This is a genomic window from Porphyrobacter sp. HT-58-2 (assembly GCF_002952215.1).
Lineage (GTDB): Bacteria > Pseudomonadota > Alphaproteobacteria > Sphingomonadales > Sphingomonadaceae > Erythrobacter.
On the sequence record NZ_CP022600.1, the window covers coordinates 774,909 to 794,078 of the forward strand.

Below are 19,170 nucleotides of genomic sequence, written 5' to 3' on the forward strand. Positions count from 1 at the left end.
CTGCCATGACCCGCATCCGCATTCTTGCCCCGATCCTCTATCTGCTGATCGCGCTCGTCGCCGGGCAAGTCCCCGCCCCTGCTGCTGCCGAGCGCATCCGCGATCTCGGCCAGTTCGAAGGCCTGCGCGCCAACCAGCTGACCGGCTATGGCGTGGTCGTTGGTCTGCAAGGCACGGGCGACAACAACCTGCAATATGTGACCGAGGCGATGAAGGGCGTCTCCGGGCGGCTCGGGCTGCAACTGCCGCCCGGTGTCTCGCCGATCCTGCGCAACTCGGCCGCCGTGATCGTGACGGCAGAGCTGCCGCCCTTCGCCAAGCCGGGGCAGCGTATCGACATTACCGTCTCCACCCTTGGTCAGGCCTTGAGCCTGAGAGGTGGCGCGCTGATCCTCACCCCGCTCTACGGGGCGGACGGCCAGATCTATGCGATGGCGCAGGGCAATGTCGCGGTCGGCGGGCTGGGGGTGACGGGGCGCGACGGTTCGCAGGTCAGCGTCAATGTCGCCACCGTGGGCCGCATCGCTGACGGGGCGACTGTCGAACGCGCCGTCGCCACCGGGTTCGACGCCGCACCGTCGCTGCGCTTCAATCTGCACAAGGCTGATTTTCTCACCGCCGCGCGCGTGCGTGACGCGATCAATACCCGCTATCCAGGCCTTGCCACCATCGCCGATGGCGTGAGCATCGAGCTCGCCTTGCCCGCTGGCAACGATCTGCGTTCGGGAATCATGGCCGAGATCGAAATGCTCGCCGTTCAGCCAGCGCCAATGGCGGCAAAAGTGATCGTCAATTCGCGCACGGGTACGGTCGTCATCAATGATGCCGTGCGCCTCGCGCCCGCTGCGGTCAGCCACGGCAAGCTGGTGATCCGCATCGACGAGAACCCGATGATCGTCCAGCCCGCCCCGTTCAGCGATGGCGTCACCGCGCAGGAAGAAGCGACCGACATCACGGTCGAGGAAACCGCGGATCGGGTCGCCTATATGCCCGCGGCTGCCTCGCTGACCGAAATCGTCGATGCGCTGAACCTTCTCGGCGTCGGCGCATCGGATCTGGTGGTGATCCTCGAAAGCCTCAAGCAGGCCGGCAGCCTGCAAGCCGAAATGGTCGTCCTGTGACCGGGCCACTTGCCCCCTACGGCCCGGTTGCCCCCGGCAGCTCGGCACGCTCCCAGCCCCCCTCGCCGGAGCGTGCCGAGCTGCGCAAGGCGGCTGAAGGTTTCGAGGCGATCATGCTGCGCAAGATGCTGGCGAGCGCCCGTGCGGCGAGCTTTGCCGAGGATACGCCTTTGACTGGCGGAGGGATGAAGCAGTTCCAGGCGATGCGCGATGAACACCTCGCCGATATCGCCGCTGCCACCGGCGCCTTCGGGTTTGCCCGGAGTATCGAGGCGAGCCTCGCGAAACACCTCTCGGCTACACCGGCGCAACAAGGAAACAGCTGATGCCGAGCGCGATCTTCACCATTGCCCGCAGCGGTTTGACCGCGACCCGCCGCAGCCTTGAGCTGACGGCGCAGAACGTCGCCAATGCTGCCAACCCGGATTTCTCCCGCCGCTCGCTGACGCAGGGCGAGCTGGTGATGACCGGTTCGATCGGGCTCAATGCGGTGGATTCGCTTGGCGGGGTGCGTCCTGGCGTCGTGGAGCGCGCGGAAAGCGCGCTGGTGCAACGTCAGGCGCGTGATGCATCCTCGGCTCTGTCCACCGCCGATGCCGAGTTCCGCGCATTGCGCGACGCGGAAAGCGCGATCGAGACGTCGGGACTGTTTGCCGGGCTGGTTGACTTCGAGGCGGCGCTGACCCGGCTCGAAGGCAATCCGCTGGAACCTGCGTTGCGGCTTTCGGCGCTGGAAAGCGCACGCAAGCTGGCAGGCAATTTCCGTGTTGCAGATGGCACGCTTGCGAATGCGCGTGCGCTTACCCAGGGCGAGGCCAGCAGCGAAATTCTGGCCGTGAATGAACTGGCGGGTGATCTGGCCAGGATCAACGCCGATCTGGTTGGTGCGCGCGAAGGCACATCCGGGCGCGCGGCGCTGCTCGATGCCCGAGACAAGGCGCTACGGGGGCTGGCCGAACAGTTCGCCATAACTCCCACGATCAATGCCAATGGTTCGGTCGATGTTGCGCTGGCCGGGATGCCGGGCGTTGCGCTTGTCACGGGCGCGACTGCACAGAGCGTCAGCGTCACCTTCGCCGCAGATGGCACGGCCAGTTTTGCCGTGGGCGGGGCCGGCTTTGCGCCTGCGGGCGGAGCGATGGCGGGCCGTGCCAGCGCGCTTACGGAAATGGCGGTGCTTCAGGCGAGCCTCGATGCGCTTGCCGCCTCGGCCATCACTATTGCCAACGGCGCCCAGAGCGCCGGCGTGGCGGCGGACGGTTCTGCGGGCCAGCCCCTGTTCGCTGGCACCGGCGCGGGTGACATCGCGGTGGTGCTGGCCTCTGCCGCTGGCCTTGCGACTGCGCCCGCCGGGGCGGCTGCGGGCAGCCGCGACACCGCCAATCTCGCCGCGCTGATTGCTGCGCTGGGTGCGCCGACCGGGCCGACAGCCGGTGCCGATACGCTGCTGATGGGCCTGTCCAGCCGCGTCTCTGCACTGGAAACCCGCCGCGACGGGCTCGCGGTGGTCTCCGCCAGCGCCGAGGCCGAGCTGTTGCGCGAAACCGGGGTCGATCTCGATACGGAGGCCGCCAATCTTGTCCGGCTGCAACAGGCCTTCGAGGCCAATAGCCGGGTGGTCCAAGCCGCCGCCGAGCTGTTCGACACGATTCTGAGCATCCGATAGGGGAGCGCGCCGCCATGACGTCCGTCACCAATTCGACCGGTTCGTTCTTCAACCGCTCGCTCGCCCAGATGGCCGATCTCAGGGCGGGGATCGAGCGTACCCGTTCGCAGATCGCCACCGGACGACGGCTTGAGCGCGGGTCGGATGATCCTGCCGCTGCGGCGCAGCTTCGCAGCGTTGCCCGGCGCGAGACACTGATTGGTGTCGAGAGCGACAATGCCGCGCGGCTCGGGCAGGATCTCGGCGCAGCGGCCAATGAAGTGCAGGCGGTGACCGCTGTGCTCCAGCGCGCCCGTGAACTGGCGGTGCAGGCAGCGAGTGCTCCGCTCGGAGCCGATGGCCGACGCGCGATTGCCTTCGAGCTCGAACAGCTCGGGCAGGAGTTGTTTGCCCGCGCCAATGCGACCACGGCGACCGGCGAACCGCTGTTTGCAGGTCTGGCATCAGGACAGGCCTTCACCCGCGACGCTCTGGGCAATGTCACCTATGCCGGAACGCCAACAAGCGGCGCGGTTCCGCTTGCACCTGGCACCGCGATCGAGCGTGGACTGCCCGGCAACGAGGTGTTCCAGTTCGATCTGAACGGCACGCCCAGCAGCGCCTTTGCAGTGCTCGGCGGGCTGGCGGCTGCGTTGCAGGGCGGCGCGCCTGATCCTGTTGCAGCAGCCAATGCCGCGATCGAGGGGATCGACACCGCGCTCGACACGGCAAGCCGCGCCACCACCATCCTCGGTACCCGCATGTCATGGGTCGATCAGGTGCAGCAGCAGCAGGGCGAGCGGCGCGTTGCCCTGGCCGAACGTCGCAGCCGTGTCGGCGATACCGACATCGCCGACGCCATCGCCCGTTTGCAGCAGACCATGACCGCGCTCGAAGCCAGTCAGGCCGCCTTCGCCCGCGTCAGTTCGCTGACCCTGTTCAACGCGCTGCGTTAAGGAGCTGAACCCGTGTTTGTCGCTATCGGCATTGTCGTGCTGCTCGCCATGGTGTTCGGCGGGTTCATCCTCGCCGGCGGGGCCATGGGCCCGGTGCTGGCCGCGCTCCCGCTTGAATTCATGATGATCGGCGGTGCGGCCACAGGCGCGACGCTGATCGGCAATTCGATGCACGAGATCAAACTGCTCGGTGCAGGGATCGGCAAGATCTTCAAGGGACCGAAATACACCGATGAGGATCACATTGATGCGATCGCGCTGACGAGCAAGCTGATGAAGCTGCTGCGTGCGGAAGGTGCGGTGGCGCTGGAAAGCCATGTCACCGAGCCGGGTAGCTCGGCCATCTTTTCCGAATATCCGCGTCTCCAGGCCGACCCGGTCGTCACCGCGATGATCTGCGATCCTCTGACACTGATGGTGGTATCGTCCGGCACGCTCGATACCCATGCGGTCGAGGAAGTGATCGACAGTGCGATCAAGACCCAGCTGCACGAGATGGACGAGCCGCAGCACATGATCCAGTCACTCGCCGACGCGCTGCCGGCCTTGGGGATCGTCGCGGCGGTTCTCGGCATCATCAAGACCATGGGCGCGATCAGCGAGCCGCCCGAGATCCTCGGCAAGATGATCGGCTCGGCGCTGGTGGGTACGTTTCTGGGGGTGCTGCTCGCCTATGGCTTTGCCGGACCGCTGGGCGCCCGGTTGAAGCAGATCAACGCCCACGACAGCCAGATCTTCCATTCGATCAAGCAGGTCATCATCGCGAGCCTGCATGGCTATCCGCAACCGCTGGTGCTGGAAGCGGCGCGTTCGGGCCTGCCGCCTGCGCACCGGCCGAAGCTGACCGACCTGCTCGACATGATGCGCGGGCGCTGAGATGGCCCTGTCTGATCCCACCCAGTCCGGCGAAGGCGCGGCAGCCGCGATCCCCGCTCCGATCATCGTCAAGAAGGTTACCATCGTCGAAGGTGGCCACCACGGCGGGGCGTGGAAGGTCGCCTATGCCGATTTCGTGACGGCGATGATGGCGTTCTTCCTGCTGCTGTGGCTGCTTGGCGCGACCGAGGAAAAGCAGCGCAAGGGGATCGCCGATTACTTCTCCCCGACGCTGGTCAAGCTGCGGCAGGAAAGTGCAGGTTCGGACGGGATGCTGGGCGGCAGCTCTCTAACCGATGTTGATAATTATCCCAATGCGATGGGCCAGACCGGCACGCGCGCGATTACCATTCCGCGCGGCGTCACCGGTGGGCCGGTGGAAGGCGGCGGGCGCGGCGAGCTGGAGTCCGAAAAGCTTAAGGAACTGCGCGACACGATCGAGAAGAAGCTCGTCCAGCGCCGCCAGCTCCGCCATCTCGCGCGGCAGGTGCGGGTGATGCGCGCGCCCGAAGGCATCCGCATCGACCTGATGGACAATGCCGATTTCTCGATGTTCGAGCTTGGCACCACGATCCTCACCAAGGAGGCGCGCGGGCTGTTGGAGGTCATGGCCGAGACGCTGAAGGATGAAAGCGCCCCGCTGATCCTGCGCGGTCACACCGATTCGCTGCCGTGGCGCGGCGGTGTTGCGACCAACAACTGGTCGCTTTCCGCCGGCCGGGCCGAGGCGACACGTCAGGCGCTGGTGCTGGGCGGGGTGCCGCAGCCGCGCTTCGCCCGGATCGAAGGCGTCGCCGCGACCGAGCCGCTGGTTACCGACAACCCCGCCGATCCCCGAAACCGCCGCATTTCGCTGCTGCTGCTCGACCGAAAGAGCGCCCCCCGGCCCGAACGCAGGGGGCCGCCGGTCAAGGCGAGGCCTGCGGATTAAGGCGCGGGGCTGCTTGGCGCGCCAGCCGGTTGGTCACCCTTTGCGACAAGTTTCTCCAGCGCGCCGTGAACCTGGGCGAAGGTCTGCGTGGGCGGGTCCGAAGGACGCTTCGACGGATCGCAGACCTGATCGAACATTTTCTGCTGCACGGTGCCGGCTGCGGGCTTGGTCAGGCTGCCCATGCTCTTTTCGCGCCCCACCAGCGTTTCGCCGAGGAAGATCACGCTTTCCCAGTACTGGACGGTCCCGGCCTCGCAATCGATGTTGTAGAGCAGCGCGCTCTTGTCATAGTCGCCGACCCTGGTCGACATGGTGTAGGATTGGACATCCCACAACCAGATGAAATGCGGATTGCGCGACATCGGCCCCGGGAGGTTTCCGCCGAGCAACGTGATGCCCTTGCCCCGGCCCTGCTTGTCCTCGAACAGGCGCAGGAAGTGGAACGGCCCGCCGGGCGATATGCCCTTGCCATAGCGGGTAGACACCGGGGTCAAATCAATCCGGCAAGCCGCGATTTCCAGCCCGAGGAGATTGACCGGTTCCTTGCCTTCATTGATGCGCTTCAGCCGGGCCTCGGCCGATTTCATCACCTGCTGTTCGATCTGGAGCTGGTTCGCCCCGCGGAAGATGCGCAGGTGCTTGAGGATCGCAGCCTTGGATTCGGCGATGGCCCGCGCCTGAAACTGCTGGCCTTCATAGCCGACCATGTAGAGTGCTTCGGCACAGGTGAGTGCATCGGGCGCGCCGTACCAGAACACCGGGGCATAGCCGTGGGCCTTGTCACAAGCAGTCAGATTCCGACCAAACTCCGGGGTCATGATCGCTTTCGGCGGCATTTCGCCCAGCTTTTCGCCCTTCTTTTCGGGCAGGATCAGCCGACCGCCGGGAAAATTGGCCTTGATGAGTTCGCCGCCGATGGATTGTCCGGGCTCTCGCACAGGGCCGGAGACCTTATCCGCCAGCGCCTTGTAACGGCCGCTGAAATCGATGAAGCGGGCATTGCTGTAGCGCCATAGGGCATCGGACACGCCGGTCGTGACGGTGCCCTCGGTGTAGAGCGCGGCCTCACCCTTCGGATCGTAGTATTTGTAGAACAATGCAGTCAGGCCCACCGGCTCGTAAAGCGCCGCGCAGGATTTGGCATCGGGGACGAACGGCTGTTGTGCGGCAGCAGGCGCCGGGATTGCAGGCGTGCCGACACTGAGCGCAGCGGCCAGCACGCTGGCAATCGCGCGGCGGGGCAATTGCCGATCGGGAGCAGAGGTGGGGATCATGGTGCCCTCATCCGGTCGCAGGAGGATTTGTGGCCGAGGGAGCAGCCGCGCTCGAACATCGCGCGGGACTTGGCCGGATCGGCAGGTGCGCCGCGCCCTTCGCCATAGACGAAGCCGAGTGTGAAACAGGCATCACCATGGCCGCCGTCGCAGGTTCGGGTGAGCAGGGCGATGGCGGGTGCCGTCTCGACCGGACCGCCCTGCCCGGTGATCATGATCCGGGCGAGATTGGTGCAGCCCATCGGCTCGCCCAGATCGCAGGATTTGCGGAACGCGGCGCGGGCGCCTGACCCATCGGCCGGGCCGCCATCGCCCTTCAGCAGCATTCCGCCGTAATTGTAGCAGCCCTGCCGATGATCGGCTTCGCAGGCGCGGCGATAGGCGGTGCGTGCGGCGACCGGATCGCGCGCACCGCCGCGTCCCTGATCGGTCATGATACCGAGGTTGAAGCACGCCTCGCGGAAGGCCCCTTCGCAGGCCTGCGCGAACAGGCCGCGCGCGGTCGGCGGGTCGCTCTGCATCACAGCATTGCCAAGCACGCTGCACCCTTGCGCATTGCCGCGCTCGCAGGCCATGCGCCACCAGACCTGCGCACCCGCAGGATCGGCCGGGCCACCCTCGCCCCTGTCAAGCATCAGGCCGTGATTGGTGCAGCCAACGGCGGCGCCAGCCTCACAGGCGGTTCGATAGGCGATCCGGGCGGCAGCCAAGTCGCCGCGTTCGCGAGCGGCATCGGCTTTGCGGAACGCCTCGATGGCAGCGGGAGGCGGCGCGTTTGCTGCCGGCTGGGCGGCGACTGACACCGCGCCAAGCGCCAGCGGCAAGGCCAGCAGAGCAAGGCCCGCGCGCCGCAGACGATCCCGAACAGCAGGGAGACGAAGGCACAACAGCAAAGGCCATCCTTTCATCGCGGAAAGCGTGGATGGCCTGACCATATCCGTCCCGGTCAGCATCGGAAATCCCCTGAACGGGTAGGCGGGAACGGGCAGGAATGCCGCAACGCAAAAGCCCGGAGCCTTGCAGCTCCGGGCTTTCCGTGTGGCCCGCCCAAGGGGTGCAGGCGGGTGCGGGGGGGCGGATTAACGCAGCAGTGACAGCACGTTCTGCTGCGACTGGTTGGCCTGAGCCAGCATCGCGGTCGAGGCCTGACCAAGGATCTGCGCCTTGGCGAGTGCAGTGGTTTCCGCCGAATAGTCGGTATCTTCGATCCGCGAACGGGCGTCCGACAGGTTGGTCGAAACGTTGGTGAGGTTGTTGACCGCCGAGATGAGGCGGTTCTGCCCAGCGCCCAGCGTGGCGCGGGTGGTCGAGATTGTCTCGATGTCGGTGTCGATGGCAGCCAGCGCAGTGCGCGCGTTCGAGCCGTCGGTCCCGCTGACGTCGAACGTGGCGGCGGCGCCGCCGCCGGCAATGCCGCTCAGGTCATCGAGGGTCAGATCGATCGTGTCGGCATCGTTCGCGCCGGCCAGAACAGTGACGGTGGAACCGCCATCGAACAGGTTGATCCCGTTGAATTCGGTGTTCGAGACGACCTGGCCGATCTGCGCGGTCAGTTCGTCGACTTCGGCCTGGATGTTGGTGCGGTCGGTATCCTGATAGGTGTCCGAACCAGCCTGCACCGCCAGTTCGCGGATGCGCTGAAGCATGTTGGTGACTTCGTTGAGTGCGCCTTCAGCGGTCTGGGCAAGGCTGATGCCGTCATTGGCGTTGCGAATGCCCTGGGTCATGCCGCGGATCTGCGAGGTCATCGAAGTGGCGATGGCGAGACCTGCGGCATCGTCGCCCGCGCTGTTGATGCGGCGGCCGGTCGAAAGGCGCTCCATTGCAGTGCCGAGCATGCGGTTTGCCGAAACGCTCGCGTTCTGAGCGCGCAGGGCCGAGGAATTGGTGTTGATCACAGTCATTGGTCGAAACTCCTGAATGGTCAGGCAGGACGAACAGGCCCGTCGCTGCTGGCCCTTAGAGCGGCTGGCTCCGGGAATGTTTAAGTCAGAAAAAATAGGATGGAAAAACAGTGTTTTGAATTGAGAGCGGCAGTGACTTGCCGTGATCGAGGCAGGCCAGCGCGGGTGTTCGCAGCGGGCGGAATAAGGAAAGTTACGAGGGCTTAAATTTGCCACATCTCCAACGTGCGGGCGGCAGAAGATTGCCTTGTGAGACAACACAAAGGGGCAATCATGATCGAAGCGGCGACAAAGACTGTGCGCGGCGATGCGGCTGCGGCGCCAGCAGAGGCAGGGGTTGCGGGTGCGGCGCATGACGCCCTGATCGGCATGACCGTGCCGCTGATGGGCGTCGCCTGGCAGCGTGATCGGATCGTGATCGGCGACACCATGTCCCCCGCCATGGCTGCCGCCATCGCACGCAGCGGAAGGATTGCCGTTGCCCTGTCGCATTCAGCCTCCCCTGCCTTGAGCATCGCAGCACCGCAGACCGGCGGCCGGCGCATCGCCTTGGCCTATGACCCTGCTGATCTGCCCGCAGCACGGGCCGCACTGATTGCCGCTTCGGCGCTGGGCGGCTGGCCGGTGGCAGGCGATCCGCAATCGCTGGCTCTGCTGACTCTTGCCGAACGCATCGCAGCGAGCGAAATTCCCGTCCTGCTCGAAGGGCCGACCGGCACCGGCAAGGAAGTGCTGGCGCGCTTCGTTCACAACCTTTCGGCCCGCAGCCAAGGCCCCTTTGTGGCCGTCAATTGCGCGGCCATGCCTGAAGCGATGCTGGAGGCGCTGCTGTTCGGCCACAAGAAAGGCGCCTTCACCGGCGCTGCCGAGGCGGGCGAAGGGCTGTTTCGCGCGGCGGACGGCGGCACGCTGCTGCTCGACGAGATCGGTGAACTGCCGCTGGCGCTGCAATCGAAGATGCTGCGCGCGCTTCAGGAAGGCGAAGTGCTGCCGCTGGGTGCCACCCGCCCGGTCAAGGTCGATGTGCGCATCATCGCCGCCACCAACCGCAACCTCGCCGCCGAGGCCGAGGCGGGACGTTTCCGCGAGGATCTGCTCTATCGTCTCAATGTCTTTCCGCTGCGCCTGCCGGCCTTGCGCGAGCGGGCGGGCGATATCGCCCCGCTCGCCTTCGCCATGCTGTTGCGCCACGCAGGCGCGCCCGGCGCTCCGGCATGGTTCGCCCCCGATGCGCTGGCGATGCTGGAAAGCCACGTCTGGCCGGGCAATGTCCGCGAGCTTGAGAACGTCATTCGCCGAGCGATCCTGATGGCGGATGGCGCCGAGATGATCGCGGCGCAGCACATCATCTTCGATACGGCAGTGCGCCCTGTGGTGCAGGCTGCAGCCAGCTTTCCGACCAGCGCCGCAGCGCGGTCGCTCTCCGATGTCGCCTTTGCTTCGGAAGCGCGGGCGATCATCGAGACTCTTGGCCGTCATGGCGGCAACCGCGCCGCCACCGCCCGCAGTCTCGGCATCTCCGAGCGTACCCTGCGTTACCGCCTTGCCTCGATGCGCGGCGCCGGGATGCTCGCCGCAGGAGGGTCTGCATGAGCGGGATTCGGCCAAGCTTCGGGATCGGGGATGTGATGGCGTTGCGCAGTCAGGTGCTGTCCCGCAGTGCCGCCTTGCGCGATGTCCATGCCGCAAGCGAGGGCGCGCGGGCCTTTGCCCCGGCCCAGACGCCCGGTGCCGGCTTTGCCGCTACACTCAACACCGCCTTGCAGCAGGTCAGCGCGGTACAGGAACATTCGAGCGCGATGCAGGTCGCCTATGAACGCGGCACCGTGACCGATATCGCTCAGGTGATGCTCGCGCGGCAGGAAGCAGGCGTGGCCTTCGAGGCGACATTGCAGGTCAGGAACAAGCTGCTGACCGCCTATCAAGACATCATGCGGATGGGAGGCTGATAGATGGCCGACGCTGTTCTGCCCGTGCCGACCGAACCGGCGGGTCTGCCGCTTGCCCCCGCGCCCGCAGCAGCGGGATGGCGCACGATGCTGCCCCCGCCGGTCGCTGGGTTCGTCAGCCAGCCTGCGTTCGCTCGCGCTCTGCCTGCGCTGGGCGCATTGGGTGCCGTGGCGGCGGCAGGCGCGCTTTGGCTGGCTATTTCATCGGGGCCGGACCGGGTGCTCTATACCAGCCTCACCGATGCCGAGCGCGCCAAGGTGGTCGAGACGCTGGAGGCGGGCGGGATCGGTTACAGCATCGACAATGCCACTGGCGCGCTCTCTGTCTCGGAGAATGATGTCTACCGCGCCAAGATGCTGGTCGCGAGCAACGCCGGGATCGCCGCACCGGCAGGCGCCGAGGCGATGCTCGATTCCATGCCGCTCGGCACGTCGCGCACCCTTGAGGGCGAACGTCTGCGCCTGGCGCGCGAACGCGAGCTGATGCTCACGATCCGCGAGATCGACGGGATCGAGAGCGTGCGCGTCCACCTCGCCACGCCTGAACGTTCGGTCTTCGTGCGCGAGAACAACCCGCCCAGCGCATCGGTGATGGTGCGGCTGGTTGGGGGTCGGAGCCTGTCGCAGTCGCAGGTCGAGGCGATCGTCAATCTCGTTGCTGCGTCCGTGCCGGGCATGAACGCCGATGCGGTGCGGGTGGTCGATCAGAACGGTCGCCTGCTGTCCGATCCCAGGGAAAAGACGGGCGAGGGCCTGACCCTTCAACGCGAACATGAAGCCAAGCTGCGCGAACAGCTCGACGCGCTGCTGCTCCCCCTGCTGGGTGAAGGCAATTTTTCGGCGCAGGTGCAGGTGGCGCTCGATCAGAACGAAGTCACCACCGCGCGCGAGACCTATGATCGCGAAGGCGTGGTGCGTAGCGAAAGCGAGCGCAATGCCACCCGAACCGGCGCTGCGCCCGCAGGCGGCGTGCCGGGCGTTACCGCCAATACTCCCCCGCCACAGGCCCAGCTGGTCGATGGTGCGCCGCAGCCCGCCCCGGCGCCGGGCGCGGCGACCGATACCGAAACTGCGACGGACCGCAGCTACGAACTGGGCCGCGAAGTCGCTGTCACCACCGCACGGCCCGGCGGGCTGGCCAAGCTTTCGGTTGCGGTCGCCGTGAGCGATGCCGCGCTCAAGGCCGCTGCGCCGTTGACAGGACCGCAACTCGAAGCGCTGGTCAGTGCCGCCGTCGGCGCCAATGCGGAGCGCGGTGACATGGTCAAGGTGGTGGCGAGCACATTCGAGCCGGTGAACCTCGAACCGCCCGCCTTTTACGAACAGCCGTGGTTCGCGATGCTGGTGCGGTACGGCACGGCGCTGCTGGCGGTGCTGCTGGTGCTGCTGCTGGTCGTGCGCCCGCTGATCGCGCGGCGCGGCAGCAAGCGCAATGCCGGGGGTGAAGCCGATGAACGCGCGCTGGCCGCCGCCGGGGATGAGGCTTCGCGCGCCATGATCTCTGGTGCGAGCGAACCGACCGAAGGGCAGGGCAACCCGGCCCTGCGTGATGGCGATGGTGCAGGCGGCGTCGCGCTCGATCTCAGCGGAGCCGATCTGCCGCGTCAGGTGGAGCTGGTGCGGCGGCTCGCCGTCAGCCAGCCCGAACGTGCGGTCGAGGCGCTCCAGCGGATGCTCGAAGCCCCCGATCCGCGCACGTCTGGAACAGGTGCAGCATGAGCCTCGACAACGCCCTGACCGATCCCGAGGCGGATATCGCCGCGCCGGGCGCATTGCTCAATCGGGTTGACCGCGCTGCGGTGTTCCTGATGCTGCTCGGCGATGATGAAGCCAGTGGGCTGTTGTCGCGTCTTGCCCCTGACGAGCTCGAAAGGCTCGGCGCTGCCATGATGGGCCTGCGCGAGATCGAACAGCCGCACATGGCCGAAGCCCTCGCCGATTTTGCCGGGGAGGCCGCGCGCGAGATGTTGCCGATGCGTGGCCGCAATGACCGGGTGCGCATGCTGCTTGACAAGGCGCTTGGCCCGGCACGGGCGGATTCGATGATGCAGCGGATCGAGCCCGATGCGCCTCCCCGCAGCGTCGAGCTGGCCAAATGGCTCGCGCCCGGCGTGCTGGTGCGCCTGATCCTGGACGAACACCCGCAGGTGATCGCCGCGCTGTTGCTGCTGATCGACCCTGAACCAGCGGCTGAAGTGCTGGCGATGCTGCCGCTCGAACTGCAGACACTGGTGGTTGAACGGGTGGCGAAAAGCGGCGCGATCTCGCAGGCCGCCATCGGCACGCTCGACACGCTGCTGACCCAGCGCATCAGTGCAACCTATGGCACGGCGGCGCTGATGCTGGGCGGGCCGAGGGACGCGGCGAACCTCATCAACCTTGCCGCAGGCGAGGTGCGCAATAGCGTGTTGCCCGCCATTGCCGAGCGCGATGCACCTCTTGCAGAGCGGATCGAGGAAGAGCTGTTCACCTTCGAAATGCTCTACCAGCTCGATCCCATGTCGATGGGCCGCCTGCTGCGCGATGTCGACAACACCAAGCTGGTCGATGCGCTCAAGGGCCTTCCGGAACCCGATCGTGCGCCCTTCTTCGCTGCCATGTCGAGCCGCGCGGCGGACGGCGTGCGCGACGAGATCGAACTGCGCGGGCGCCTTGCCAAGAGCGAAGTCGCCGCCGCGCAGAAGGCTATCGTCGAAACCGCGCGGGCGCTGGCCGACGCGGGCGAGATCGTGATCGGAGGCGGCAGTGGCGAATTCGTCTGACTGGCTGGAGGCCGTGGCCGTATCGGACACCGCCGCGCCCGGGTGGCTCTCGCTGCTGGACAGCGCGCAGGGTTTCACCGATGTGCTGCCGTTCGGCGGCAAGACGGCGCAGGCACCCGAACCCGAAGTTCTGATCCCGCCAGATCCCGAGCCCGTGAAAGAACCGCAGGCCGATCCGTGGGAGGCGGCGCTCGCGTCAGCCTTTGCCGATGGTGAAGCCGCCGGCCGTGCTGCTGCCGAAGCGGAAGTCGAGGGCCGCCTTGCCCGTCAGCGCGCCCTGCGGCTCAGCTTTCGGGCGCTTGATGAAGCTGCATTGGAGGCGCTTGCCGATGATCTCGCCGCCACAGTCAGCGCCCTGTGCGAAGGCGTGCTGGGCGAAGCGGCGCGCGATCCTGACAATTTGCTGGCACGCTGCCGTGCCGCCGCCCGGCGGATCGGCGGAGCAGCCGACACGCTGGTGTTGCACCTTCATCCGGATGACATGACGCTGATCGAGCCCGATGCGTTGGCAGGCTGGCGCGTGGTCGGTGATGCGGCGCTCGAACCCGGCAGTGTCGTGATTGAAGGCCCGGATGGCGCGGTCTGCGATGGCCCTGCCGAATGGCGCCGCGCGATTGCAGCGGCGGTGCGCGGATGATCGCCGAATTGCAGCTCGATCTGGCGCGGATGCGGGCCACGCCGCTCGCCTGTGGCCCGGTGCTGACCGGGCGCGTGGTCGCCTGTGATGGCGGGCTGATCGAAGTGGCGGGCCTGCCGTTGCCGGTCGGCTCGCTCGGCAGGATCGAGAACGACGCCGGGGACGAATGCCTGGCCGAGGTGATCGGATTTCGTGCCGGGCATTCGCTGATGATGCTGCTTGGCGATACCATGCTGCTGCGGCCGCAGGCGCGGGTGCGTGCGCTGGGCGCGCCTGGCGAGGTGCGGGTCGGCGCAGGCCTGCTGGGGCGCGCGGTGGATGCGCTGGGCGAACCGATCGACGGCGGCCCGCGGCTCGATCTGCCCCACGCCTGGCCGCTGGCGGGCAAGCGCGAAGGCGCGCTGGAGCGGGCGAGTGTCACCCAGCCCTTCGATTGCGGCGTTCGCGCGATCAATGCGCTGGCCACCATGGGCGTCGGGCAAAGGCTCGGGATCATGGCGGGATCGGGCGTGGGCAAATCGGTGCTGGTCGATACCATCGCGGGCCACGCCGTCGCCGATGTCACCGTGGTCGCACTGATCGGCGAGCGCGCGCGCGAGGTTTCGGACTTTGTGAACCGTCACATGGCCGGGGCGCGGCGCGGCGGGATCGTGGTGGTTGCTGTCCCGGCCGACCATGCCCCCAACCTGCGGCTGCGCGCGGCGCAATATGCCAGCAGCATCGCTGAATATTTCAGAGCGCAGGGCAAGCGCGTGCTGCTGATTCTCGACAGCCTCACCCGCGTCGCCCACGCCGCGCGCGAACTGGCGCTGGTGCTGGGAGAGCCGGGTGCGGCGCGGGGCTATCCGCCGTCGGCGCTGGCGGCGATCACGCGGCTGGTGGAGCGGGCGGGCAATTCCGCACGCACGGGCGGGGCTGTGACGGGGATCTACACCGTGCTGGCCGATGGCGATGACACCAATGATCCGGTGGTCGATACCGCGCGTGCGATTCTGGACGGGCATATCGTGCTGTCGCGCGAATTGGCTGCGCGCGGCCATTATCCCGCGATCGACATTCCCGCGTCCTTGAGCCGGGTGATGGATGATATTGCCCCGCTCCCGGTGCGCGATGCCGCGCGGCGGCTGCGCGGCTTGATCGCCGCGCGCGAAAGCGGGCGCGATCTGGTGATGATGGGCGCATACCGGGCTGGCGGCGACCCGCTGCTGGACGAGGCGCTGGCGCTCTCCGGCCCGATCGATGCCTTCCTGACACAAGCGCGGGGCGAGGCCGAGGCGCTGGCCGCCAGCCATGCCGCGTTGCTTGCGCTGATGCCGCCGCATGACGCGTGAGGCGCGCCGCCTTGCGCTGCTCCGTCGCCAGAGCCTGATCGCCGAAGTGGCGCGCAAGCAGGCGATCAAGGCGCTGGCCGAAGCGATGGAGGCCGAGGCGCATTGCCATGCACTGGCTGAACGTGCGCGCGCTCTGGTGGCTGCGAGTGCGCCTCAGCCGGGGACTACCAGCGGTGCGGCTCTCACCGGTCGCGCGGGCTTTGTCGCAGGGCTCGCCCAGTTGGCGCGCCATGCCGGTGAAGGCGCCGAGGATGCCGTCCGCCAGCGCGCATGGGCGGCTGAGGCCTATGCTGGCAAGGATGCCCGCGCCCGCCGCCTTGCCGATCTTGAGGCGGATGCCCGTGCGGCGCTCGAAGCCGTGCAGGAACGGCGAGAGGCGAACCGCGCGCTGCCGCTGGCACGCAAGTTGCAAAGTCGGCCCCGGGGCTGATCGCAAGCCCGCCCATTTCAGAATGCCAAGGGGAAAACCATGATCCCGTTCCTGACCGATCTGCCGAGCCTCAACAGCCCGATGCCCGCCACAGCCCTTTTGCCGCAGACGGCTGCGCCTGCCGGTGGCATCGGAGCGGATTTTGCCGGATTGCTGGACGCGGCCTTGCCATTGCCTGCCCCTTTGCCAGAAGAAAGCGCCGAGACGATCGCCGCTGTGCCTCTCGCCGCGTTGCCGCCGGGCGGCACGATCCTGCCGCCGACGGGCAAGGCCTTGCCGGGAGCGGCGCAGGCTATGTCCAGCGGCGACCCTGCGGCTGAATTGCCTGATGCACTGTCGCAGCCGCCCTTCGCGCCGCCAGTTGCCATGTTCTCCAGGGCTGAAGATGCAGCCCCTGCGCTGGTCGAGGCATTGCCGACCGCAGATCAGCCGGGTGCGTTTGCCCTCACCTTCGCCGGAACGCCCAGCGAAACCCAGACCGGCGACCCCGTGTCGCAGGCCCCCGTTCCAGCGACCGCATCGCTGTTCGTCACAGCACAGGAAGCCGGTTTGACGCCTCCACCCGCGCCGTTGATGTCCGCGCCGCTGATGTCATCCCTGCGCCGGGATATTTCAGCAATGCCGCCGCGCCCGGCCCTGCCAGGCATGGTCAAGGACGCATCGCCGTCGGGCATTGCTGCCTTCCCTGAAGGCCTGCCAGCACCGAGTGACGAGCCGATCCTGCCCACGGCATCCCTGGCAACGCCTGCGCCTGCTCCGGCAGCGGTTGAGACCATCGCCGCCGCCGCCGCCTCTTTGTCCGAGCCTGCATCCTCTGCTTCTGGCCCCGCCACTGCGCCGCAGATTGCGTCCGGCACCCCCGCGACCGAACGTGGCGAGGCGCGGATCGCCAGCGCGCCGCAGCTTGAAAATGCGATTGCCCAGGTTGGCGAACTGCGCGAGGCGTTGAAAGCGGCGCGTCCGGAAATGACCTTGCGCCATGACGAGTTCGGCTTTGTTTCCCTGCGGCTCGAAACGGTCGGCGCCGATGGCTGGCGGGCGATGCTGGCGAGCCGTGACCCGGGCTTTGTTCCCGCGATCCAGACCGCGCTTGCCGAACGGGCGCTTGCCGTCAGCGCTTCGGCCAGCGCCGATCCCTCCGGGACGCAGACGGGAAGCGGTCAGCATGGCTCTGGCGATCAGCGTTACGGGTCATCCCCTAACGGTGGCCAAGCAACGTCTCAACCATACTCGGGGCAATCAGGGCCGCGAGACGGCGAGGCTGCGTCCGACCACCGCCGCTCCTCCACCGCCGCCGCGCTTGCGGAGCGGGTCGAGGAGCAGGAGGCCGATGCCAGCCCAGCCCTGCGCAGAGGCGGGATGTTCGCCTGAATGCGCCGGAACGAAACAGGGAGCTGACAGGCCATGGGCAAGGGCGCTGGAAAGAACGGGGACAGGCCCGACAACGCCGGTGACGGCGCAAGCAAGGGCAAGGGCGGGATCATCAAGATCGCGCTCGGCGCGGTGCTGCTCCTCGGCATCGGCGCAGGCGGGGCCTATGGTGCCTTTGCCATGGGCCTGTTCGGCAATGTCGGCGGCCCGGCCGAACCTGATCAGCCCAAGCTGGTGCTCAAGGGCGAGAACGACCCCTATACCCTGCCCGGCGCCGAGAAGGAAAAGGACGCTGCTGCGCCGGTCTATGGCGAGGGCGGCAGCAAGTATCGCACCGCCTATTATTCCTTTGCTGACAGCTTCACCTCCAATCTCGCGGATTCGCCGGGACTGGTGCAGGTCGAACTGGCAGTTTCGACCCGCCATGACGGGCGGGTGCTGCAATGGGTCAGGAATCACGAACTGGCGATCCGTTCGGCGATCCTCGCCCAGCTTGCCGCCACCACCGAGGCCGAGGTCTATGATGTTGCCGGCAAGGAGAAGCTTGCGAAGCGCCTGACCAAGGCGGTCAATGATGTGCTTGAAGAGAACGAAGGCTTCGGCGGGGTCGAGGCGGTGCATTTCCGCGGGTTTCTGGTCCAATGAGGATGGCCCACGCTTTTGCCGCCGCGCGCCCTGCGGCGCTGCATTGCCCCGAACTCACGTCGCGCGGCCCCCGGCCTGAGGAACAGGCCGCGCTGCTGACGGCATGGCGCCGTGATCTGGCGCGGATGCTGGCCGATGATCTGTCGGGCCTGCTGTCGGGTGACCGGCTGGAGGTGATGATCGGCGAGCCTGAAACCTTGAGCGGCGCCGAGGCGCTGGAGCGGATCGGGCCGGTTGCCGCCAACAGCCTGCTGCGGGTCGGCATGACCGGCGAAACCGCGCTGCTGTGCTTTGATTTTGCCACCGCGATTGCCTTGACCGATCGCAGCTTTGGCGGTGACGGACGCATTGGCGGCAGCATGCCCGATGCACTGCCGCGCTCGGCCGCGCTGCTGGTCGAGGAGGCCGCGACCGCCATCGCCGGGGCAATCACCCGCGCCAGCCAGGGCGATGCGCCAATCGCCAACGGCAGCGCCGCGCAAGGGGCGCCCGGCGGCGAAGTGATCGTCCGCAGCGAAAGCGCCAGCCGCCTCAAGCCCTTTGCGCTTGATGAAGCGGTGCTGCTGAGCGAGATCGTCATCGCCAACCGGCAGGGTTGCCAGTGGCGTGCGGGGCTGGTGGTAGCGGCCGAGCGGATGAGCCGCCTGTTGCCGGGCGGAGATCGGCGGTCGCGCCCTGAGGGCGCGCGCAGGCCTGCGACCGGCATGGCGGGGCCTTTTGCCGACATGCCCTTGCCGCTCCACGTGGTGCTGGCCGAATTCGATCTCTCGCTGATGCGGCTCGAAGCGCTCAGGCCGGGCGACACGATCCCGCTGACAATGGGTCGGCAGGTGCCGCTGATGGTGGGCGAGACGGTGCTGGCCCACGGCAGCGTCGGCACCGCCGAAGATCGCATGGCCATCCGCGTGACCCGTTTTCCCCAATCTCCCCCCGTCCTTGCCGAAGGTGTTGCATCATGACTGCATTTCAGCCCGCCGCTTTCGCCCGCTTCGGCGATGTTGCCGTGCGCCTGTCGGTCGAACTGGGCCGAACCGAGATGCCCTTGCGCGACGTCCTGATGCTGGGCGAGGGCAGCACGGTGATGCTCGACCGCATGACTGACGAGCTGCTTGATGTCACCGCCAATGGCCGCGTGATCGCGCGCGGCGAAGTGGTGGCGGAAAAGGGCCGCTTTGCTCTGAGGATCGTTCATCTGGTGGGTGACGATGGCGCCGATGTGCCGCCCTCGCCCGGCTATGCCCCGTCTGCCTCGTCCACCGCCGAGCCGCCCGTGCCGACGCCAGTGCCGGCGGTGGGGCCGCAGACCTCCGCGCTTGACGATCTGCTCTGATAGGGGGG

The 19,170-nt window shown here is 67.3% G+C and carries 20 protein-coding genes; 17 read left to right on the forward strand and 3 right to left on the reverse strand.

The genetic code is table 11. The features are described 5' to 3' along the window. The first annotated feature begins 5 nt into the window (after positions 1–5). Genes CHX26_RS03795 through CHX26_RS03820 form a run of 6 tightly spaced genes read left to right on the forward strand, consistent with a single transcriptional unit; the run spans position 6 to position 5,529 of the window. Complete coding sequence (locus tag CHX26_RS03795) at positions 6–1,121, forward strand: flagellar basal body P-ring protein FlgI (RefSeq protein WP_104941225.1); 1,116 nt, start codon at positions 6–8, stop codon at positions 1,119–1,121. After that, the gene (locus CHX26_RS03800; RefSeq protein ID WP_104941226.1) at positions 1,118–1,447 is read left to right on the forward strand and encodes a rod-binding protein; all 330 of its coding nucleotides are present in this window, start codon (positions 1,118–1,120) and stop codon (positions 1,445–1,447) included. The genes CHX26_RS03795 and CHX26_RS03800 overlap by 4 nt, the downstream gene beginning before the upstream one ends. After that, positions 1,447–2,787, forward strand: a complete 1,341-nt coding sequence (gene flgK / locus CHX26_RS03805) for a flagellar hook-associated protein FlgK (RefSeq protein WP_104941227.1) — start codon at positions 1,447–1,449, stop codon at positions 2,785–2,787. The genes CHX26_RS03800 and flgK overlap by 1 nt, the downstream gene beginning before the upstream one ends. Positions 2,788–2,801: 14 nt before the next feature. Continuing rightward, the gene (locus CHX26_RS03810) at positions 2,802–3,722 is read left to right on the forward strand and encodes a flagellin N-terminal helical domain-containing protein (protein WP_104941228.1); all 921 of its coding nucleotides are present in this window, start codon (positions 2,802–2,804) and stop codon (positions 3,720–3,722) included. A gap of 12 nt (positions 3,723–3,734) precedes the next feature. Beyond that, entirely contained in the window at positions 3,735–4,598 is an 864-nt protein-coding gene (gene motA / locus CHX26_RS03815) for a flagellar motor stator protein MotA (RefSeq protein WP_104941229.1), read from the forward strand. Position 4,599: 1 nt separating this feature from the next. Further along, entirely contained in the window at positions 4,600–5,529 is a 930-nt protein-coding gene (locus CHX26_RS03820; RefSeq protein WP_104941230.1) for a flagellar motor protein MotB, read from the forward strand. Here the strand turns inward: CHX26_RS03820 and CHX26_RS03825 are convergent. From CHX26_RS03825 to CHX26_RS03835, 3 genes are all read right to left on the reverse strand, one after another. After that, positions 5,526–6,803, reverse strand: a complete 1,278-nt coding sequence (locus CHX26_RS03825) for a hypothetical protein (protein ID WP_104941231.1) — start codon at positions 6,801–6,803, stop codon at positions 5,526–5,528. The two genes, CHX26_RS03820 and CHX26_RS03825, sit on opposite strands and share 4 nt — an antisense overlap. Beyond that, complete coding sequence (locus tag CHX26_RS03830; protein WP_172449680.1) at positions 6,800–7,690, reverse strand: tetratricopeptide repeat protein; 891 nt, start codon at positions 7,688–7,690, stop codon at positions 6,800–6,802. The genes CHX26_RS03825 and CHX26_RS03830 overlap by 4 nt, the downstream gene beginning before the upstream one ends. A 192-nt stretch (positions 7,691–7,882) precedes the next feature. Next, the gene (locus CHX26_RS03835) at positions 7,883–8,707 is read right to left on the reverse strand and encodes a flagellin N-terminal helical domain-containing protein (protein WP_104941233.1); all 825 of its coding nucleotides are present in this window, start codon (positions 8,705–8,707) and stop codon (positions 7,883–7,885) included. Between the two features lie 273 nt (positions 8,708–8,980). On the opposite strand from CHX26_RS03835, the gene CHX26_RS03840 reads away from it, so the two are divergent. The 11 genes from CHX26_RS03840 to CHX26_RS03890 are packed head-to-tail and all read left to right on the forward strand — an operon-like array spanning position 8,981 to position 19,162. Continuing rightward, positions 8,981–10,300, forward strand: a complete 1,320-nt coding sequence (locus tag CHX26_RS03840; protein WP_233997260.1) for a sigma-54 interaction domain-containing protein — start codon at positions 8,981–8,983, stop codon at positions 10,298–10,300. Beyond that, on the forward strand, positions 10,297–10,656 hold the full coding sequence (fliE, locus tag CHX26_RS03845) for a flagellar hook-basal body complex protein FliE (RefSeq protein ID WP_104941234.1): 360 nt from the start codon (positions 10,297–10,299) through the stop codon (positions 10,654–10,656). The genes CHX26_RS03840 and fliE overlap by 4 nt, the downstream gene beginning before the upstream one ends. Before the next feature lie 3 nt (positions 10,657–10,659). Continuing rightward, on the forward strand, positions 10,660–12,375 hold the full coding sequence (gene fliF, locus CHX26_RS03850; RefSeq protein ID WP_233997261.1) for a flagellar basal-body MS-ring/collar protein FliF: 1,716 nt from the start codon (positions 10,660–10,662) through the stop codon (positions 12,373–12,375). Continuing rightward, the gene (locus CHX26_RS03855) at positions 12,372–13,418 is read left to right on the forward strand and encodes a flagellar motor switch protein FliG (protein WP_104941235.1); all 1,047 of its coding nucleotides are present in this window, start codon (positions 12,372–12,374) and stop codon (positions 13,416–13,418) included. Before fliF ends, CHX26_RS03855 begins: the two co-directional genes overlap by 4 nt. Beyond that, entirely contained in the window at positions 13,402–14,055 is a 654-nt protein-coding gene (locus tag CHX26_RS03860; protein ID WP_104941236.1) for a FliH/SctL family protein, read from the forward strand. Before CHX26_RS03855 ends, CHX26_RS03860 begins: the two co-directional genes overlap by 17 nt. Next, on the forward strand, positions 14,019–15,386 hold the full coding sequence (locus CHX26_RS03865; RefSeq protein ID WP_442956917.1) for a FliI/YscN family ATPase: 1,368 nt from the start codon (positions 14,019–14,021) through the stop codon (positions 15,384–15,386). Before CHX26_RS03860 ends, CHX26_RS03865 begins: the two co-directional genes overlap by 37 nt. Further along, the gene (locus tag CHX26_RS03870; protein ID WP_104941237.1) at positions 15,376–15,816 is read left to right on the forward strand and encodes a hypothetical protein; all 441 of its coding nucleotides are present in this window, start codon (positions 15,376–15,378) and stop codon (positions 15,814–15,816) included. The genes CHX26_RS03865 and CHX26_RS03870 overlap by 11 nt, the downstream gene beginning before the upstream one ends. Positions 15,817–15,855: 39 nt before the next feature. Continuing rightward, positions 15,856–17,187, forward strand: coding sequence for a hypothetical protein (locus CHX26_RS03875; protein WP_104941238.1), 1,332 nt, complete (start codon positions 15,856–15,858; stop codon positions 17,185–17,187). A 33-nt stretch (positions 17,188–17,220) separates the two neighbouring features. Continuing rightward, positions 17,221–17,832 carry a flagellar basal body-associated FliL family protein gene (locus CHX26_RS03880; RefSeq protein ID WP_104941239.1) on the forward strand — a complete coding sequence of 204 codons (612 nt, stop codon included), beginning with the start codon at positions 17,221–17,223 and terminating at the stop codon, positions 17,830–17,832. Next, positions 17,829–18,791 carry a flagellar motor switch protein FliM gene (locus CHX26_RS03885; protein WP_146107641.1) on the forward strand — a complete coding sequence of 321 codons (963 nt, stop codon included), beginning with the start codon at positions 17,829–17,831 and terminating at the stop codon, positions 18,789–18,791. Before CHX26_RS03880 ends, CHX26_RS03885 begins: the two co-directional genes overlap by 4 nt. After that, positions 18,788–19,162 carry a FliM/FliN family flagellar motor switch protein gene (locus CHX26_RS03890; RefSeq protein ID WP_104941241.1) on the forward strand — a complete coding sequence of 125 codons (375 nt, stop codon included), beginning with the start codon at positions 18,788–18,790 and terminating at the stop codon, positions 19,160–19,162. The genes CHX26_RS03885 and CHX26_RS03890 overlap by 4 nt, the downstream gene beginning before the upstream one ends. Positions 19,163–19,170: the final 8 nt, after the last annotated feature.

What these genes read in the sequence shown, in the direction of transcription:
- fliE (WP_104941234.1), top strand. Translation starts at nt 10,297, where the DNA reads ATGAGCGGGATTCGGCCAAGCTTCGGGATCGGGGATGTGATGGCGTTG.
- CHX26_RS03890 (WP_104941241.1), top strand. Translation starts at nt 18,788, where the DNA reads ATGACTGCATTTCAGCCCGCCGCTTTCGCCCGCTTCGGCGATGTTGCC.
- CHX26_RS03795 (WP_104941225.1), top strand. Translation starts at nt 6, where the DNA reads ATGACCCGCATCCGCATTCTTGCCCCGATCCTCTATCTGCTGATCGCG.
- flgK (WP_104941227.1), top strand. Translation starts at nt 1,447, where the DNA reads ATGCCGAGCGCGATCTTCACCATTGCCCGCAGCGGTTTGACCGCGACC.
- CHX26_RS03825 (WP_104941231.1), bottom strand. Translation starts at nt 6,803, where the DNA reads ATGATCCCCACCTCTGCTCCCGATCGGCAATTGCCCCGCCGCGCGATT.
- CHX26_RS03810 (WP_104941228.1), top strand. Translation starts at nt 2,802, where the DNA reads ATGACGTCCGTCACCAATTCGACCGGTTCGTTCTTCAACCGCTCGCTC.
- CHX26_RS03820 (WP_104941230.1), top strand. Translation starts at nt 4,600, where the DNA reads ATGGCCCTGTCTGATCCCACCCAGTCCGGCGAAGGCGCGGCAGCCGCG.
- CHX26_RS03835 (WP_104941233.1), bottom strand. Translation starts at nt 8,707, where the DNA reads ATGACTGTGATCAACACCAATTCCTCGGCCCTGCGCGCTCAGAACGCG.
- CHX26_RS03875 (WP_104941238.1), top strand. Translation starts at nt 15,856, where the DNA reads ATGATCCCGTTCCTGACCGATCTGCCGAGCCTCAACAGCCCGATGCCC.
- CHX26_RS03870 (WP_104941237.1), top strand. Translation starts at nt 15,376, where the DNA reads ATGACGCGTGAGGCGCGCCGCCTTGCGCTGCTCCGTCGCCAGAGCCTG.
- CHX26_RS03855 (WP_104941235.1), top strand. Translation starts at nt 12,372, where the DNA reads ATGAGCCTCGACAACGCCCTGACCGATCCCGAGGCGGATATCGCCGCG.
- CHX26_RS03840 (WP_233997260.1), top strand. Translation starts at nt 8,981, where the DNA reads ATGATCGAAGCGGCGACAAAGACTGTGCGCGGCGATGCGGCTGCGGCG.
- CHX26_RS03865 (WP_442956917.1), top strand. Translation starts at nt 14,019, where the DNA reads ATGGCGCCGCGCGATTGCAGCGGCGGTGCGCGGATGATCGCCGAATTG.
- fliF (WP_233997261.1), top strand. Translation starts at nt 10,660, where the DNA reads ATGGCCGACGCTGTTCTGCCCGTGCCGACCGAACCGGCGGGTCTGCCG.
- CHX26_RS03880 (WP_104941239.1), top strand. Translation starts at nt 17,221, where the DNA reads ATGGGCAAGGGCGCTGGAAAGAACGGGGACAGGCCCGACAACGCCGGT.
- CHX26_RS03885 (WP_146107641.1), top strand. Translation starts at nt 17,829, where the DNA reads ATGAGGATGGCCCACGCTTTTGCCGCCGCGCGCCCTGCGGCGCTGCAT.